The organism is Lysobacter sp. Hz25 (assembly GCF_046097045.1).
In the GTDB taxonomy this organism is placed as follows: domain Bacteria; phylum Pseudomonadota; class Gammaproteobacteria; order Xanthomonadales; family Xanthomonadaceae; genus Lysobacter; species Lysobacter antibioticus_B.
The window spans coordinates 1,474,662-1,493,284 of record NZ_CP175666.1; the positions used below are offsets into that span (position 1 = coordinate 1,474,662).

Below are 18,623 nucleotides of genomic sequence, written 5' to 3' on the forward strand. Positions count from 1 at the left end.
CGAAGCCTCGGGCAAACCACCCCAACTCATTCGATCCCACCAGATGGATTCCCCCTTTGGAAAAGGGGGGGCAGGGGGGATTTGCTTTTCCCGCCACCGCACCGAAGCTGCGGCGTCTGCGAGGTCACTTCCCCCAGAACAACAAATTGACCATCAGCACCGTCACCACGGTGTAGATCAGCGACAGCGGGCCGCCGATGCGCCACAGCTCCTTGCCGGTGTAGCCGGCCGGGCCGGTGATCATCGAGATCACCGGGTTCGAGGCGGTCATGAAGTTGTTCGAGGCCGACAGCGCCACGATCAGGGCGAAGGCGGTCGGGTTGCCGCCGGCGGCGAGCGCGAGGTTGACCGCGAGCGGCACCACCACGATGGTCGCGCCGACATGGCTGATGACCAACGAGAACATCGTCGTCAGCAAGCCGATGAAGATCTCCAGCAGCCACACCGGCGTGCCGCTCGGCAGGCGCTCGATGGTGTGGCCGGCGATCCACGCCGCCGCGCCGCTGGAATCCATGGCCCAGCCCAATGGAATCAGGCAGGCCATCAGGAACACGGTCTTCCAGTTGATCGCCGCGTAGGCCTCGTCGATGTTGATGACACCGGCGATCAGCATGCCGGCCACGCCGGTCATCAGCGCGATCGACACCGGCAGGCGCGAGGACAGGGCCAGCAGCATCGCCACGGCGAAGATGGTCAGCGCGAGCTTGAGCTTGTGCGGGCGCTGCTCGCCCTTCGGGTAGTCGGTGACGACGACCAGGTCCTTGCTCGCCGCAGCGGTCGCCAGGTCGGTCCAGATGCTGTGGAACACCAGCATGTCGCCGGCGCGCATCGGCACGGTGCGCACGTTGTCGCGCAGCACGCTCTTGTCGCGATTGATCGCCAGCAGGCTCAGGCCGGCTTGCTTGCGCAGGTGCAGGTCGCCGGCGGTCTTGCCGATATACCCGGACGTCGCCGGCACCACCGCTTCGGAAATGCCGGCGCGGCTGGGGTTGAACAGGTCGGCGAAGTTGCGCAGGCGCGAGGACAAACGCAGAAACTGGTTCTGGGCGAAGTCGGCGACCTGCTGCTTCGGCCCCATCGCGCCGAGCACGCTGCCGACCCAGATACGGGTGTCGGCCGGCGGCGCCAGGCGCGCTTCGCCGTCGCTCTTGAGCGCGAGCAGCAAAGGCGCGCCGCGCAGCGCTTCGGCCTCGCCGAGCGACATGCCGACCAGCGGGCTGTCGGCGGTGACCGTCATTTCGTAGACGTCGCCTTCGATGCCGTAGGCCTTGGCGAAATAGCTCTGGGTGCGCGCCGGGGTGGCGCCCTTGTCGCTGTCGTCGCGCAGCAGCTTGTCGCCGAAGAAATGGAAGTACGCCAGCGAGGCGACCAACAGGGCGATGCCGATCGGCAGCGGCGCGAACATCTTCAGCGGCTCGATGGTCGCCGCGCCCGAGGGCAGGTTGCTGTTGGCGTTGAGCAGCAAGTCGTTGAGCAGGATCAGCGGCGAGTTGCCGACCATGGTCAGGGCGCCGCCCATGACGATGGCCGCGGCGATCGGCAGCAGCAGGCGCGGCAGCGACAGACCGGTGCGCGAGGACAGGCGCGAGGCGACCGGCATGTACAACGCCATCACCGAGGGGTTCTGCATGAACGAGGAGTTGAGGCCGGCCACCGCCGTGGTCAGCAGCAGTAACCGTTGTTCGACGCCGTGCGCGCGCCGCAGCAGCCAGGCGGCGAGGCGGTTGAGCGCGCCGGTGCGGTCCAGGCCGGCGCCGAGGATCATCGTGGCGATGATGCTGATGACCGCGTTGCCCGAGAAACCGTTGAACAACTCGTCCGGCTCGACCAGACCCGACAGGCCCAGCAGCACCAGCACGACCAGGGCGACGACGTCGGCGCGGATGCGCTCGAACAGGAACATCGCCATCGTGAAGACCACCAGCCCGAGGACGAGCTTCATGTCGGTGGTGAGCGCGAGGGCGGTATCCATCAGGGCCGGGAGTCGGGATTCGGGATTCGGGATTCGGAACAACAACGGCAAAGCAAGGCATCACGACCCGCTTGGGCGTCGGCAACGTATCGCGGATCTTCGCTAGCTCGCATCCGATTCCCGATTCCCGATTCCCTAATCCCGGCTTTTGTCGTACAGCAGATCCCAGACGCCGTGGCCGAGTTTCTGGCCGCGGGTCTCGAAATGCGTCTGCGGACGCCACGGCGGCCGGGCCACGCTGCCGCGCGGGCCGGCGCGGTTGATCAGACCTGCGGTCGCATCGAGCACGTCCCACATCTGTTCGGCATAGTCCTGCCAATCGGTGGCGAGGTGCAAGCGACCGTCGGGCGAAAGCTTGCGCACCAGCAGATCGGCGAACGCGGGCTGGACCAGGCGGCGCTTGTTGTGGCGCTTCTTGTGCCACGGGTCCGGGAAATAGATGCGGACTTCGTCGAGCGAGCCGTCGGCGACTTCGTGGTTCAACACCTCGACCGCGTCGTGGTGATACAGGCGGACGTGGTCGCTGCCGTCTTCGGCCAGGGCGTTCAACAGGCGGCCGACGCCGGGGGCGTGGACCTCGATGCCGATCAGATCGCGCTCGCGGTCGTGCTGGGCGGCGAAACGCAGGGCCTCGCCGTTGCCGAAGCCGATTTCGAGCACGCGCTTGGCGCTGCGGCCGAAGATTTCGTCGTAATTACGCGGCGAGCCCTGATAGTCGATGCCGAAACGCGGCCAGAGCTCGTCGAAGGCGCGCTGCTGGGCCGGGGTGAAGCGGCCCTGGCGCAGGACGAAGCTGCGCACTTGGCGCCGGCCTTCTTCCACGGTGAAAGGCTTGGGCGGGGTCTTGGCGCCGTCGCTCGAGAACGGATCAGTCATGTCAGCCGATCAGCCCGTCCACCGGGCTCGACGCGCTGGCATAACGCTTGCGCGGAATGCGGCCGGCCTTGAACGCGGCGCGTCCGGCCTCGATCGCCAGCTTCATCGCATGCGCCATCAGGATCGGGTCGCGGGCGCCGGCGATGGCGGTGTTCATCAGCACGCCGTCGCAGCCCAGCTCCATGGCGATGGCCGCGTCCGAGGCGGTGCCGACGCCGGCGTCGACCAGGATCGGCACTTTGGCGTTCTCGATGATCTCGAGCAGGTTGTACTTGTTCTGCACGCCCAGGCCGGAGCCGATCGGCGCCGCCAGCGGCATCACCGCCACGCAGCCGATCTGTTCCAGGCGCTTGGCCAGGATCGGGTCGTCGGAGGTGTAGACCATGACGTCGAAGCCGTCCTTGACCAGGATCTCGGCCGCGGCCAGGGTCTGCACGACGTCGGGGAACAGGGTGCGTTGGTCGCCGAGCACCTCGAGTTTCACCAGCTTGTGGCCGTCGAGCAGTTCGCGCGCGAGGCGGCAGGTGCGCACGGCGTCGTCGGCGGTGTAGCAGCCGGCGGTGTTGGGCAGCAGGGTATAGCGGTCCGGGGGCAGCACGTCGAGCAGGTTCGGCTCGCCCGGGTTCTGGCCGATATTGGTGCGGCGGATGGCGACGGTGACGATCTCGGCGCCGGCGGCTTCGGTCGCCAGGCGGGTTTCGTCGAGGTCCTTGAACTTGCCGGTGCCGGTCAACAGGCGCGAGCGGTAGGTTTTGCCGGCGATGACCAGCGGATCGGATAAGGCGTTGTTCGTCATCGGTGAATTATGTCGGATAACGCCCTGCGCTTGGACCCCGGGTGGGCCGGCGTTTCACGCGGCATGCGGTTTTCGCGGGTGGCCGGTCCGGCTGGGCCGGGCGGCGAGGATGGCGGGCGGCACAGCGGGGTTCGGGGCGGTCCGCGGCCAAGCGGACCCGATGGCGGCGCACGGCCCGGAGCCACTCATCAAGAACGGCGACCGTTCGTCGCCCGGTCAACGAAATGTGATTGCAATCACATTTTGAAGCGTATATTGGCGCCGCCAAGCGGTACTGGCGGCGCTGAGGGTTCGCGACGCAGCAGTTATCGCCGGCGGCGTCCGCTGGGGGAAGCGGACGCCGCGCCGTCGTACGGGACTCGAAAAAGGCACAACCGGTGAGAGCCGGCGTCGCAAAGCCACGGGTGCGGACCGTCCTGGTCAGCATGGCCGAGCTACCGAGCGCGAAGAACAGGGTGCTTTGCCACCCCGCTCACGGAGTTCTGACATGTCCACCACTCGACGCTGGCGTCCGTTGCTCGCAACGGCGCTCTTGCTTGCTACCGCTGCCGCCTTGCCCACCGGGGCCTGGGCGGCCTCGGTGCAGCCGACCACTTATTCGGGAAATTTCACCAGTTGCGACGACCTGCCCGGCGTAGCGACCTGGTCCGGATTGGGCGGCAGCACCGGCAGCGCACCGGTCAACGGCCAAAGCTACAACCTTGGCGCACCGGGTCAAACCATCACCTTCAACTACACCCCCGCCGACCAAAGCAAATACATCGGCTTCACCTCGACCGTGCCGATGGACTACATCGTGGTCAAGGGCGGCAACGCCTACAACGTGTTCCAGTACGATCCGGCCGTGCTCAGCGACATCAATCTGTTCGCGCCGCTTAATTCCAGCGGCGAACCCGCCGGCGTCAGCCATGTCGTGTACTGCTTCTTGCCCAAGCCCTCTGGCGACAAGACCGCCACGGCGAGCTGGAAGCGCTATACCGATTGGCAGATCAACAAGACCGTCACGCCCGAGAGCATCGTGATGTTCGATGGCGACAGCCACCAGGTCGAATACACCGTCACCGCGACGCCGACCACCCGTGGCATGTATCGCGTCGCCGGCGCCATCACCGTCAAGGACCCGTTCGGCTTCGGTTGGAAGACCACCGCGGTGGTCGACACCATGCAGTTCAACAACAGCGCGACCCAGTTCCAGCTGAGTTGGACCTCGCAGGGCGGCGATACCGACACCCTGGCCTGCATCAAGCCGGCCGCGAATCCGGACAAGATCATCCTGACCTGCGATTACGCGTTCGACCTGAGCAGCAACACCCATCCGTTCCTGCTCAATGCCAGCGGAGGCGTCAACGCCGCCGGTATCACCAGCGAGCGCGCGGGCGGCACCTATACGTTCGTGGCTTCCGCTGCGTTCTCGATCCCGGCGAACCCGGCCGAGAGCTACGGCGACACGTTCTCGATCAACGACTCGATCCTGCCCAATGACCCTGACCATGTGTTCAACCTGGGCAGCGGGCCGTACGTGTGGACCTATCCGCGTCCGTCGCCGTTCGTATGCGGCGCCGACGAAGGTCAGCACAACAACACCGCAACCGGTACCTGGAGCACCAGCGCCAGCACCAATGCCACGGCCAGCGATTCGGCCATGGTCACCGTAGCCTGCCGGACCGTCGCGATCAGCAAGACCGCGCAGACCCGCTACGACCGCGACTATGCCTGGGCGCCCGACAAGCATGTGGTGGTCTCGCCGGCCGACGCCAAGGTCGTCGGCATGCAGGGCTGCCTGCCCGATCCGATCGCCAGCGGCATCTATGCCGGTAACTTCCTGTGCGACGACGTCGACGTGCTGCTCAATGTCGGCGGCAACTACGAGACGGTCTATCGTCTCGCGGCGACCCGCAGCACCGAGTCCGAGAGCGGCTTTGCGGTCAGCGGCAGCATCATGGTCACCTGGCCTGCCGACGCGACACCGCAGTTCAGCCCGGCCGATCCGAGCGACACTCTGCACTTCGCCGGTGGAGGCACCCAGTCGGTGTCGCCGACGTGCGACCCGCAGGGCGCGACCTCGCTCAACTGCACCTACGACGCAGCGCTGAGCGGCAAGCTCGAAGGCTATAACGAGGCGAGCATCCAGCGCGTGCTGAAGTGCTACGACGCCGCCGGCAACGCCAGCGATTGCGGCTTCACGAGCTACACCTCCAACCAGGCCGCACTGGTGTACGGCTCGCCGAACGTCGAAACCGACGCCTGCGTGCAGGTCAGCGATCTGTTCAACGGCATCCCGGGCCTCAACCTCGGCGATACCTTCGGTTGGCAGGTCAGCCCGCTGATGTGCAGCAGCTTCGCCCAGTACGTCACAGGCGACATCAACCCCGATCCGGGCATCGTCAACAGCCTCGACCTGTTCGCGGCGTGGATACTGCCGAGCCAGACCGGACCCGGCAACACTTGCGAATTCATGGTTCCGAACCTCTTGACCTTGGCGACCGACAACGGCGTCAACAAGAGCGACGAAGCCGTGATCACCGTGAGCGTGCCGGAACTGTGCGCCACCAGCGGATGCACCTACACCCAGGGTTATTGGAAGACCCACTCGAAGTACGGCCCTGCGCCGTATGACGCGACCTGGGCCGCGATCGGAGAAGACACGCTGTTCTTCGCCTCCGGTCAGACCTGGTACAAGGTGTTCTGGACGCCGCCGAAGGGTGGCAACGCGTACTACATCCTCGCGCACCAGTACATGGCCGCACGCCTCAACGCCGAAGCCGGCGCAGGCGCACCGTCCGAGGTGCAGGCCGCGATCGCCGAAGCCACGGCATGGTTCATCGGTCGCAGCACCACCGCACCGAAGGGCCCCGCACGCGACACCGCGATCAGGCTCGCCGGGATTCTCGGCGCCTACAACGAAGGCACGACCGGACCTGGCCATTGCTCGGTCTCGCCGGCCACCGTGATCGACGGAGGCGGCAACAGCTGATACGCAGCGTTACTTGCAACCCGCAACAGAGCCCCGGCTTCGGCCGGGGCTTTTTTATGCGCCGATGTCATTTGCTTGAACATCGCACCGACACGTAAGGCCCCTCGAATATCGCATCGACACGTGAGCTCCCCCTTTTGAAAAAGGGGCAGGGGGGATTTGGTCTTGTCCCATCCACATCACGGCGATCTGCCCGGAAATCCCCCGGCGCAGCGGGCTTGTCGCTCCGCCGAACGACGCAGGCGCCCGCCCCCTTTGCAAAGGGGGCTTGTGTAGGTGTCTCCGCAGGCCGTTCACGCCCGTCGATCCGTTGGCGTCGAGCACACGGTGTTGGTGTATCCGCTGCCCGGAGAGGTCCCCCTTTGGAAAAGGGGGGCAGGGGGGGATTTGCTCCTGCTCCGCTCTGCATTCGCGCCCCGCATTCGCCCAGCAAGCAGGCTTGGCCGATCCTGGCGCCAACCACCGCGCACGCAAATCCATCGACGGCTGTCACGAATCTTTAAACGTCGCGGCCCAGCATGCGCAGGATTGCCGGGCTCGACGCAGGGCCTTCGGACGGAACCGGCCGGCAGCCTTCCCTTCCTTCCGAACGCCGAATCCATGATGCCTTCCACCCGCCAGCTGAGCCGGGCGATCCGTTGCGCCCTCGTACTGACCGCATTCGCCGTTTCCGCCGCACAGGCCCAGGACACCGCAGCGACCGCCGCCAGCGATGTGAGCACGGCCGCCGCCAGCGCCACCGATCTCGACACCGTCATCGTTACCGGCCGCTCCGGCACGCGCCAGCGCAGCAAGGCCGAAACCAGTTACTCGATCACCGCCATCGACGAGGACCGCTTGCGCATGCAGGCGCCGACCTCGGTCACCGAGGCGATGAAGTCGGTGCCGGGTTTCTGGGTCGAAGCCACCGGCGGCGAAGCCAGCGGCAACATCCGTGCGCGCGGCATCCCGGTCGACGGTTTCGGTTCGGTGACCCTGCTCGAAGACGGCATCCCGGTGCAGCACGACCCGGCCCTGGGCTTCCTCAACGGCGACCAGGCGTTCCGACTCGACGAGACCATCGAGCGCATCGAAGTGGTGCGCGGCGGCCCCTCCTCGGTGTTCTATTCGAACGCGCCGGCTGGCGCGATCAACTTCATCCCGCGCGTGGTCGGCGACAGCGCCGAAGGCGTGGTCAAGTACACCGCCGGCGACTACGGCCTGAACCGTTACGATTTCTTCTTCGGCACGCCGCTCGGCGCCGGCTGGAAGCTCGGCCTCGGCGGCTTTTATCGTTTCGACGACGGCATTCGCGATCCGGGCTTCCAGGCCAACGATGGCGGCCAGTACCGGGTCAACCTGAGCAAGGAGTTCGAGCGCGGCCGCTTCGCCTTCGACTACAAGCGCCTGGACGACAACGTCGCGCTGTACCTCGGCATCCCGATGCGCACCTATGCCGACGGCAAGATCCGCGGCGTGCCCGGCTTCGACGATCACTACGGCACCCTGGCCGGCCCGGACACCCGTTATGCTTCGATGCTGCAGGGCGACCGCGGCCGCTACGCCTTCGACAATGCGCGCGGCACCGAAGTGAAGCGCGACCAGTACACGGCCAAGTTCGATTACGAACTCGGCGCCGGCTTCAAGCTCGCCCAGTCGCTGCGCTACGACCGCACCGAGACCCAGCGCAACGGCGTGTTCCCGCTGCAGTTGCTCAGCGCCTCCAAATTCCTGTCCGACCCGGCGCTGAAGAAGCAGCTCGCGGCGATTCCGGGCGCGACCGGCGCGCAGCTGCGTTACGTCAACACTCCGGGCCAGGTGTTCGACGTCGCCAACCAGAACGGCAACGGACTGGTCACGGTCGGCGGCCTGCGCGGCGTGACCATGCCGGTCGACGAGCTGATCAGCGACACCCGCCTGATGCGCCGTTTCGATTTCGGCGGACAGAGCCACGACCTCACCTTCGGCTACTACTACGCACGCTTCGACCAGGACTTCGACCGCTATTCGTCGACGACCCTGCTCGATGTGCGCGACAACGCGCGCCTGCTCGATCTGGTCGCGGTGGACGCCGCCGGCCGCCCATTGGCGACGCTGACCGACCACGGCTTCTACCGCTACGGATACGAGTGGGAGAACGCCAGCGGCCGTTCGACCACCCAGGCTGTGTACCTGTCGGACGAATGGCAGGTCAACGAGCGCCTGCGCATCGACGCCGGCGTGCGCTGGGAGAAGGTCAACGCCAAGGGCTGGACCGAAATCCGCAAGCAGGTCGACCTGGGCACGCCGGCGAGCTCGCAGATCCTGACCGGCTCGGGCCGGTTCGTGAACTACGACCGCGACTACGACAAGCTGGGCTGGACCGTCGGCGCCAACTGGCAGTTCGACAAGTACTCGGGCTTGTTCGCGCGCTGGACCCCGACCTTCCGCCTGCCCAATCTGTCGAGCTTCATCACCCGCTATTCCAACTGCACCCAGGCCGCGGCCCAGGACTGCGTGAGCAAGGACACGGCGGCGCAGCCGGTGATCCAGACCATGCAGCTCGGCGAGGTGGGCTACAAGTTCAGCAACGAAACCTTCGACGTGTTCGCGACCTTGTTCTACACCAAGTACGAGAACGTCGGTTTCAGCAATGCCGTGTTCGACCTCAACGCCGGCACCTCGACCGTGCAGCAGGGCTATGCCGACACCAAGACCACCGGCCTGGAGCTGGAGGCCTCGTGGTTCCCGGTGGGCTGGTTCGACATGCAGCTGACCGCGACCGTGCAGGACCCGCAGTACAAAGGCCTGCGCTACACCGAGATCGTCAACGGCGCGCCGGTGTTGCGCGACTTCGTCGGCAACCAGTTGATCCGCGTGCCGAAGAACAGCTTCCGCATCGTGCCCGGCATCAATCTGCTCGACGACCGTCTGCGCCTGCAGCTCGCCTACGAATACCAGGGCGAGCGTTTCGTCGATACCGCCAATTCGGTGCGGCTGCCTTCCTACAACGTGCTCAACGCCAGCGCCCGCTACGAGTTCACCCCGGGGCTGACCTTGTTCTTGTACGGCGACAACCTGACCAACTCGCGCGGCCTGACCGAAGGCAACCCGCGCGCCGGCGAGCTGCAGAGCGCCGACGCGGGCGCCAACACCTTCATCGCCCGCCCGCTGCTCGGCCGCGCCTTCCGCGCCGCGCTGATGTACCGGTTCTGAGCGCGATGCGGATGGGGGCGGTCAAGGCTGGGCTGAGTTGCGGCGCGCTGCTCGTCGGCGCGCTTATGGCCGGCCCGCTTATGGCCGCCGCCGGTGCGCAAACCAGCGCAGCCGTCGCGGGCGCTGGCTGCAAGCTCGACGTCGATCGCGCCGCGGCGGCCGGCCCGGACTGCAGCCAGGCCTGGATCGACGCGCGCCTGCGGCTCAACGATCTGCAGGCGATCGGCACCCACAACAGCTACAAGCTCGCGATTCCGCCGCAGGAGCTGGCCGCGCATCGCGCGGTGGATGCGGCCGGCGCGGACTCGCTGGACTATGCGCATCCGCCCTTGTCCGCGCAGTTAGAGCAGGGCGCCCGCACGCTCGAACTTGATGTCTACTACGACCCGCGCGGCGGCCGTTATGCGCATCCGCCGGGCGCCTTGCGCAGCGGCTATGGCGAGGCCGGCCCCTGGCCGCCCGCAGTCGCGGCGGAGATGGCGCAGCCGGGCTTCAAGGTCATGCACCTGGCCGACATCGACTTCCGCAGCCAGTGCATGGCCTTCGTGCAATGCCTGCGGCAGATCCGCGCCTGGTCGCAAAGCCACCGCGAGCATGCGCCGATCCTGATCCTGATCAACGCCAAGGACGGCCGCGGCGGGCGGGGTGCGGTTGCGCCGCTGGCGTTCGACGGCGCCGCCTTCGATGCGCTCGATGGCGAAATCCGTTCGGTCTTTACCGCCGCCGAACTGATCGTTCCCGACGACGTGCGCGGCGATGCGCCGAGCCTGCGCGAGGCGGTGCTGGCCGGGCGCTGGCCGACGCTGGGGCAAGCGCGCGGCAAGGTCCTGTTCGCGCTCGACGAGGATGCGCGCAAGGTCGGCTTGTACCGCGGCGCGCGACGCTCGCTGGAAGGGCGGGCGATGTTCGTCAACACCGACGAGCAGGCCTCCGATGCCGCCTATCTGACCCTCAACGACCCGGTCGGGCAGGGCGAGCGCATCGCCCAGGCGGTCGCCGCCGGCTTCCTGGTGCGCACGCGCGCCGACGCCGACACGCTCGAGGCGCGGCGCAACGACCCGCGCCGGCGCGAGGCCGCCTTCGCCAGCGGCGCGCACTACATCTCCACCGATTACCCGCAGCCCGACCGGCGTTTCAGCCGCTATCGCGTGGTGTTCCCGCGCAGCGAAATCGCGCGCTGCAACCCACGCCGCCAGCCGGAACGCTGCAACCAGCGTCCGGTCGAAGCGCTCGAGAAGCACGATTGACGAATCGGGGCATGACCATGAAATCGCTTATTGCGCTGCTGATGCTGGCCTTGGCCTGTATGGCGCCGATGGCCGGTGCGGCTAACGCGGCCGAGGCCGCCGATGTCACCATCGAGGGCACGATCGAAGGCCGCGACAATCGCAGCTATCGTGAATTGCCGTTCCGGGTGCCGGACGGCGTCGCCCGCATCACCGTCGAGTTCGACTACGACGGGCGCGAGCACAAGACCACGATCGACCTGGGCCTGATCGGCCCGGGCGACTTCCTCGGCCGCGACGGCTTCCGCGGTTGGAGTGGCGGCAACAAGCGCGTGTTCACCGTCAGCGCCGCCGATGCGACCCCGTCGTATCCGGCCGGCGCCTTGCCCGCGGGCGAATGGAAAGTCTTGCTGGGCATTCCGAACATCCGCGCCGAGCAACGCGCCCGCTATGTCGCGCGCATCCATTTCGGCATGGCCGATCGACCCGATGCGTTACCCGCCGCGATCGTCGCCAAGCCCCTGCGCTCCGGGCCGGGCTGGTACCGCGGCGACCTGCATATGCACAGCGGCCACAGCGACGGCAGTTGCGCTTCCCAGGCTGGCAACAAGGTGCCGTGCCCGCTGTTCCTGACCGCGCAGGCGGCGAGCCGGCAAGGGCTGGATTTCGTCGCCGTGACCGAACACAACACGGTCTCGCACCTGTCGGCCGTGCGCGAACTACAGCCGTATTTCGATCGTTTTTTGCTGATGCCCGGCATCGAGATCACCACCTTCCAGGGCCATGCGAACGTGTTCGGCACCTATGCCCCGGTCGACTTCCGCGTCGGCAGCGCCGCGGTGCCGGACTGGGACACGGTGTTGCGCGCGCTGGAGAAGCGCGGCGTGCCGGTGTCGATCAATCACCCGATCCGACCCTCCGACGAACGTTGCATGGGCTGCGGCTGGACGCCGATGCCGGCGGCGGACTTGTCGCGGGTCGGCATGGTCGAGGCCGTCAATGGCGGCGACGCCGACACGCCGGGCTCGGGCATCGCCTTCTGGCAGCGCGAACTCAACGCCGGCCATCGCTTGACCGGCATCGGCGGCAGCGACAACCACGATGCCCCGACCGAAGCCGAAGAAACTTTCGGCGCGAGCCGGATCGGCCGCCCGACCACGGTCGTGCATGCGCGCGAGCTGTCGATACCGGCGATCCTGGACGGCCTGCGCGCCGGCAATGTGTTCGTGGACGTGCGCGGATCGAAGGATCGCGCCCTGGAGCTGAGCGCACGGCACGGCCGCGAGCAGGTCGCAATGGGCGGCAAGTTGCGCCTGCGCGCCGGCGACGAGGCGCAGTTGAGCCTGACGGTACGCAACGTCGCCGGCGGCCGCGTTGAAACCATCGTCGACGGCGTCGCCGCGTCTTTGATCGAGCAGCCGGCGATCGGCGCAGCCGAGCAGCGCTTCGACTTCCGTTGGCGCAGCGATGGTGCCCGCCATTGGCTGCGTGTCGACGTGCGCGACGCGCAGGGTCGGCTCGCCTTGATGGGCAACCCGGTGTACTTCAACCGCTAACCGCACGACACCCCGGGGGCCGTCGGCGCCGACCCGGGACAGTCTGGGTATCGCGCTCAGCCGCCGCCGAGGGCGTGCACGATCTCGACCTTGTCGCCTTCGGCAAGCGCGCGTTCGGCGTGGCGCCCGCGCGGGACGATCTCGCCGTTGATCTCGACCGCGACCCGGCGTTCGCCCAGGCCTTCGTTGTGCAGCAGTTCGACCACGGTGGTCGGCGCTGCGAGCGCGCGCGGTTCGCCATTGAGCAGGATATTCATGCCGCCATTGTCGCGTGGGCGCCCGCGCGCGGCCAGTCTCGGCCCTAGCGGTCGGTCCGGTTCGAACCGCAGCAAAGGCCCGCTCTGTGACCTCTGGCCCCGGCGCCGGAGCGGCTGGCCGGGGATAATCGCGGCATCGTTTTGCCGCGCTGCGCCTTGCCTTGATCCGCCGGCGCGTGCTTCGATTCGGCCATCCGCCGGCGTATGTCACGCCCGCGCGGAGCTTCTACCGGCAATCGACCGATCGTTCGATCGCCATCACCCGTCACATCACCGCAGGGAAGTTCATGATGAAACCCGTTCGTACCGTGCTGGCCGCCGCCCTCGTGCTGGCCGCCGCTCCGGCCTTCGCCCAGGATTACTCGCAGACCGTCTTCATCGGCGACAGCCTGACCGACTCCGGCCATTTCCGCCCGGCCCTGTTCCAGGCGGTCGGTCCGAACGCGGCCCTGATCGGCCGCTTCACCACCAACCCGGGCCTGGTCTGGTCGGAATACGTCGCCGAGTACTACGGCACCAACGCCACCAGCGCCAACCAGGGCGGCACCAACTACGCCGTCGGCGGCGCCCGCACCGGCACCAACAGCGCCAGCCCGCTCGGCGCGATTCCGTCGCTGGCCACGCAGACCACCAACTACCTCGCCGCCAACGGCGGCCGCGCCGACCCGAACGCGCTGTACACCGTGTGGGGCGGCGCCAACGACCTGTTCGCAGTCGTCGCCGGCGCCCCGGCGCAGGCGACCATCACCAACGCCGTCACCGCGCAGATCGGCGTGGTCGCCGCGCTGCAGAACGCCGGCGCCCAGTACGTGCTGGTGCCGACCGTGCCGAACCTCGGTCTGACCCCGCAGTTCCGCGCCGGCGGCGCCGCCGCCCAGGCCGCCGGCACCCAACTGTCGACCACCTACAACAACGCCCTGTACGGCGGCCTCGCCGCCGCCGGCCTGCGCGTGATTCCGCTCAACACCTTCAGCCTGCTGGCGGAAATCACCGCCAACCCGGCGCCGTACGGCATCACCAACGTCACCGGCACCGGCTGCAATCCGCAGATCACCGCCTCGTCGCTGACCTGCAGCCCGCTCAACTACGCTGCCCCCGACGCGCCGGAAACCTACGCTTTCGCCGATGGCGTGCATCCGTCGAGCAAGGCCCATCGCATCCTCGCCGACTACGCGCTGTCGGTGCTTGAAGCGCCGCGCTTCATCGCCGTGCTGCCGAACTCGGCGGCGATGAGCGGCCGCGCCCGCGCCGACCAGGTCGCCAACCACCTCGCCGGCCCGCAGGAAGGCGACGGCATGCGGTGGTGGACCAGCCTGCGCGGCGACTTCCAGCGCTATGGCCACGGCGACCTGTACGACGGCGCCGGTCCGGCGCTGAGCGGCGGTATCGACTGGAACCGCGGCAACCTGGTGTTCGGCGCCTTCGCCGGCTACGGCCAGCAGAAGAACGACTTCGGCCTGCGCAACGGCGAATTCGAGCAGAAGGAAGCCACTCTCGGCGGCTTCGTCGGCTGGTACGGCGAACGCGCCTGGGTCAACGGCCAGGTCAGCTACACCCAGCTCGACTTCGACATCGACCGCAACGCCAACCTCGGCCCGGTCACCCGCGTCCACCACGGTTCCGCCGACGGCGACAACCTCACCATCGCCGTCAACGGCGGCTGGGAATTCGGCCAGGACGCCCTGCGCCACGGCCCGGTGCTCGGCCTGGTCTCGCAGAAGATCGAAGTCGACGGCTTCGCCGAAAGCGACCCGACGCTCGCGACCTCGCTGGCCTATCCGAAGCAGGAGTTCGACTCGCTGATCGGCAGCGTGGGTTGGCAGATCAACTACACCCACAGCGAAAGCTTCCGCCCCTACGCGCGCCTGACCGTCGACCGCGAGTTCGAGGACGCCCCCGAACATGCCTACGCCCGTCTGCAGACCGTGCCGGGCCTGGGCGACTATGCCGTGATGGGCCGCAAGTTCGACCAGAACTACGGCAGCCTGCTGTTCGGCGTGCGCACCCACCTGTTCGGCCTCGACGCCAACATCGGCGCCAGCGCGACGGTCGGCCAGGGCGGCGGCAACAACACCACCGTGTTCGCACAGGTGGGCCGCGGGTTCTGATTGCTGCGGAACGCTGAGGTCTTGCGCCACACTACTGCGTCATAGCATTATTGCGACATCGAAACCGGGCCGAGAGGCCCGGTTTCTTTTTGGGCGAGGCCTAGGTGTGATGGGCGTCAGGCGAGCGCGGGGCTTCGATAAGTACGGCCGACACAGGGACCGGGGCGACAGAGAGTCGGAGAAGAGCGTGGGCAGAGCAGACGGGGAGGGCGCCAGCCTCGTGCCACAGCGCCATCAGCCCGATGTTTGCCACCCGCGCGGCCCGCGCTATAAACTGGCCCGCAAGCGGGTGTAGTTCAATGGTAGAACTGCAGCTTCCCAAGCTGCTAGCGTGGGTTCGATTCCCATCACCCGCTCCAGATCAGCCCCGTCGCGCGCAATGCGTTGACCCATAAGGGGTTTCGAAACGACGAGTCCAAGCCGATCCCTCAGCCGAGGTGTCGTTGCCTAAGCCCTACTTCTGACGCGAACCAGTGGCCTGCATGCGCATATTCGCGTGCCCGACACTCCTCGTGCCGCGATTCGTTATTTGTTGAATGGACGGACAAGTACCCTCATAGCTTCTTGCGGTCAATCCAAAGTTCATACAGCGGCGCACGGATAATTGATCTGAGCATAGATCAAAGACATTGATCCGGCGAATAGGCTAGCGGGGCTTCGATATTAATCTTCGTTATTCCCGAGAGCACAGAAACGCGAGTCGTCTCAATTTTCTCTGGTCAAGGCAGTGTGAGGTACTGAATTTTTGAAGTGGATAGAAGTATGAGCCGGATCGAGCACGGTTTTTTTCGAATCTGTCTAGTTCGGCAGCCTTGGGTGCTGGTAGGCAGCTCTCAGCGTACATCAAACAACAAGCCGAGACCCTTGATGACGTGAGGCCCCTTTATTGCGTCGCATTCACACGACGCTACTGGATCAAACGGCCGACTCCTAATGTCTTTGCTGGCCGACCGGATCAGAGAAGGGCAAGCAGTGCGGTTGGTGTTAGAGAAGTTCTACATTAGTGCCAAACCTTATCGCTGCCGATGGTTACGTTGGGGAATGCAAGTTCGCGCTTGATCGCATGACAGATCCAATTCGCGCACCGCTATCGAACGCTTGAATATGCACCTTAACTATAATTGATCACAGGGTGCTGCCGAAATTTGCAACTCGCAATGACGTGACTTTACTGGCCGGTCCTGCGTGAATTTTCCGTTTTCCACTTGAGTCGAAGGTTCGGCTTCAAAACAGGCGCGTGCAAAAGGGCGGATAGCTTGCAGTCTTAAGATAGTTAAGGGGGGGCAATGTCAGGAAATCGCGCGGAAAACTTGAGTTTCGAGGATAGGGTGAGGCGGGTTGCTGAAGCTGTTTGGGGCGTTGGGCCGGGCGAATGTCAACCCTCTCATTATCCAAGTGATCCTGTCGTAAGGGAGATAGATGGCATCGTTAGGTTGCGTGACATTACGCACCTTTTGATGGTCACAACCAGCACTCGTTTAGACAAGATTAAAGGGGATGTAAAGAAGCTTGGCGCATCGGAAAGAATAGAGCTCCAGGTTGCTCCCTCTGTTGCGAAGTGGATCGTGACGGAGAAGCAACTGGATGCAGAGCATATTGAGTATGCAAGAAAACAGCAGGTCAGCGTCTTATCATTCGATTTGTTTCAGCGCCGCTTCTTCGATAGTGGGAAGTACGTCGTGCGGCGATCAAAAGTGGCATTTGGATCGGCGCGCGATCCTATTACCGATTCTGTCAATATATCCGAGGGTGCCTATATCGATTTGCCGATGATGGTGGCATACGATCCGGAGGCGAAGGATAAAGCTTTCCCGTATGCAATTAGTCTTGAGCAAATTATTGCAAGATTGGTTGATGGTAGTACTGTGGTTCTTCTCGCGCCGTTTGGATCTGGTAAGAGTCTTACCACTCGTGAATTGTTCTTGCGGATGTCTCGTCAAATAGGCGGGGCTTCATCCTCTCCAACTCCCATTTGCCTAAATATGAGAGAACACTGGGGTGAGGATTACAGTGATGAAATCCTTGATCGTCACGCGAGAATTATTGGTTACGAACCTAGAAACGATCTGGTCGCAGCTTGGCGAGCGGGCATGTGTTGCGCTCTAATCGATGGCTTCGATGAACTCGCCTCTCAAACTGTCGTTCGCTTGGATAATAGTAGCTTTATGCGCGAGGCTCGCCGTTCGGCGTTAAAAGGGTTGAGGGATTTTACTCAGAAACTTCCGCGCGGGGCTGGTGTATTCATTTGTGGTCGAGATCATTATTTTGACACCATGGCCGAATTGCATTCTTCACTAGGCATCCAGGCCGGAGGATGTCTAATTGTCCGCCTCGGGGAATTTAATGAAGGTAGTGCTGAGCAATTCTTGAGCCGCAACGGCGTCAATAAGCATCTTCCGGATTGGTTGCCGAGAAAGCCGCTCCTCCTTTCTTATTTACTTAGAAACGACCTTTTCGATGATATTTTAGACATTGATGCTAATGTTGGCTTTGGGTACTCGTGGGATGTCTTTCTGGAGAGAATTACCGGCCGAGAAGCCCTCCTGGAGAGCTCTTCGATGGAGGCTGAGACCGTGCGGGCGGTACTTGAGCGACTTGCCGAAGACGTGCGCGCAAAGGTAAGTGGCACCGGTCCGATCACTGGTAACGATCTGGCGAATGCATATGCCACGGAGACGGGGCAGGGCGCGGGTGAAGGTGTTTTGGCTCAACTTCAAAGACTCCCAGGGCTAACGGAGCGTGAGTCGGACCCCGGAGCTCGTTCATTCGTTGATGCAGACATGCTCGGAGCGCTGCAAGGAGGTGCTTTCGTACGCCATGTGCTCACTGGCTATGTAACTCATGCTTCAGCCCCAATAGCTGAGCTTTCTGAGAAGGCTATATCCATGGCCATCTATCTGCTGCAGAAGAACGATGCTGGACCGGATGTTCTTATCGGGTTGGCGCATTCTCTGAGTAATCGTGGAAGCACAGGGACGATTTTTCATCAGGCCATAGCAGATTGTTGCTATGTGGCCATTATGATGGCTATTAGTGAGTCGCGCTCAGCAATCGATTTCCGGGGACTGACTGTTGAAAGCGGGGCCTGGGGCGAGATTCCCTTGGATGAGATAGATGTTCGAGGTTTGAAGATCAAAGATTCCATGATTCGACAAGTTAATTTAGGGCGGTCATCAGGGGAAGTTGGTATATCGTTCTATTCGTGCATGATTGACCGAGTGGTTGGTGTTGCCAGTGAAGCGGGTCTTCCTAGGAATGTTATTTCTGCAGATTGTCAGATTACTTCCTACGAACAGATGAGCACTAGTAGTGCTATTCTTCAAATGAGTATATCGCCACAAATGAAGGCTTTGATTACGGTCTTGCGCAAGATTTATAAGCAAGCCGGATCTGGACGGAAAATTGCGGCTCTTTCGCGCGGAATTACACGTCCCGATGTGTTGAAATATATTGTGCCAGTGACGCACATTCTGGCTCAGCATAATTTTGTCTCAATTTATAATCACATAGTTCATCCTGTCCGACGCCAAGCTTCCCGGGTGGAGCGAATTTTGGCGGCGCCTTCTGTCGCGGATGATCCTGTTTTGAAGGATGTCGCAGAGCTTGTGTGATTTTGCTTAAGATGGCCGTCTCAATGACTAAATTGAGTCTGCACTGCGCATAATCGGTTCATATGGTTATAAA

General features: G+C 64.3%; 9 protein-coding genes, 1 tRNA gene, 1 pseudogene and 1 riboswitch. Of the genes and pseudogenes, 7 read left to right on the forward strand and 4 right to left on the reverse strand.

Annotated elements, in window-relative coordinates:
- Window positions 1-124: 124 nt before the first annotated feature.
- From ACKN61_RS06175 to ACKN61_RS06185, 3 genes and pseudogenes are all read right to left on the reverse strand, one after another.
- Entirely contained in the window at window positions 125-1,972 is a 1,848-nt protein-coding gene (locus ACKN61_RS06175) for an SLC13 family permease (protein WP_408952746.1), read from the reverse strand.
- 121 nt (window positions 1,973-2,093) lie between these two features.
- Window positions 2,094-2,848: pseudogene (gene trmB, locus ACKN61_RS06180) on the reverse strand (tRNA (guanosine(46)-N7)-methyltransferase TrmB); the annotation flags it as partial.
- A 1-nt stretch (window position 2,849) separates the two neighbouring features.
- Window positions 2,850-3,644, reverse strand: coding sequence for a thiazole synthase (locus tag ACKN61_RS06185; protein ID WP_408952747.1), 795 nt, complete (start codon window positions 3,642-3,644; stop codon window positions 2,850-2,852).
- A 357-nt stretch (window positions 3,645-4,001) separates the two neighbouring features.
- A riboswitch (cyclic di-GMP riboswitch) is annotated at window positions 4,002-4,086 on the forward strand.
- 45 nt (window positions 4,087-4,131) lie between these two features.
- Between ACKN61_RS06185 and ACKN61_RS06190 the strand changes: the two genes are divergently transcribed.
- From ACKN61_RS06190 to ACKN61_RS06205, 4 genes are all read left to right on the forward strand, one after another.
- Window positions 4,132-6,618: a hypothetical protein gene (locus ACKN61_RS06190; RefSeq protein ID WP_408952748.1), complete on the forward strand. Its 2,487-nt coding sequence runs from the start codon at window positions 4,132-4,134 to the stop codon at window positions 6,616-6,618.
- Window positions 6,619-7,218: 600 nt separating this feature from the next.
- Window positions 7,219-9,792: a TonB-dependent receptor gene (locus ACKN61_RS06195; RefSeq protein ID WP_408952749.1), complete on the forward strand. Its 2,574-nt coding sequence runs from the start codon at window positions 7,219-7,221 to the stop codon at window positions 9,790-9,792.
- 65 nt (window positions 9,793-9,857) lie between these two features.
- The gene (locus ACKN61_RS06200) at window positions 9,858-11,039 is read left to right on the forward strand and encodes a phosphatidylinositol-specific phospholipase C1-like protein (protein WP_408952750.1); all 1,182 of its coding nucleotides are present in this window, start codon (window positions 9,858-9,860) and stop codon (window positions 11,037-11,039) included.
- Between the two features lie 11 nt (window positions 11,040-11,050).
- Window positions 11,051-12,574 carry a CehA/McbA family metallohydrolase gene (locus tag ACKN61_RS06205; protein WP_408952751.1) on the forward strand — a complete coding sequence of 508 codons (1,524 nt, stop codon included), beginning with the start codon at window positions 11,051-11,053 and terminating at the stop codon, window positions 12,572-12,574.
- A gap of 56 nt (window positions 12,575-12,630) precedes the next feature.
- Here ACKN61_RS06205 and thiS read toward each other — a convergent pair whose 3' ends face one another.
- Entirely contained in the window at window positions 12,631-12,831 is a 201-nt protein-coding gene (thiS, locus tag ACKN61_RS06210; RefSeq protein WP_031371396.1) for a sulfur carrier protein ThiS, read from the reverse strand.
- Window positions 12,832-13,142: 311 nt separating this feature from the next.
- Between thiS and ACKN61_RS06215 the strand changes: the two genes are divergently transcribed.
- The 3 genes from ACKN61_RS06215 to ACKN61_RS06225 all read left to right on the forward strand — a co-directional run bounded on the left by ACKN61_RS06215 (window position 13,143) and on the right by ACKN61_RS06225 (window position 18,550).
- On the forward strand, window positions 13,143-14,939 hold the full coding sequence (locus ACKN61_RS06215; RefSeq protein ID WP_408953772.1) for an autotransporter domain-containing protein: 1,797 nt from the start codon (window positions 13,143-13,145) through the stop codon (window positions 14,937-14,939).
- Window positions 14,940-15,224: 285 nt separating this feature from the next.
- Window positions 15,225-15,298 (forward strand) — tRNA-Gly (locus ACKN61_RS06220).
- Between the two features lie 1,098 nt (window positions 15,299-16,396).
- A complete protein-coding gene (locus tag ACKN61_RS06225) occupies window positions 16,397-18,550 on the forward strand; it encodes an NACHT domain-containing protein (RefSeq protein ID WP_408952752.1) in 2,154 nt (717 codons plus the stop codon).
- The last annotated feature ends 73 nt before the right edge of the window (window positions 18,551-18,623 follow it).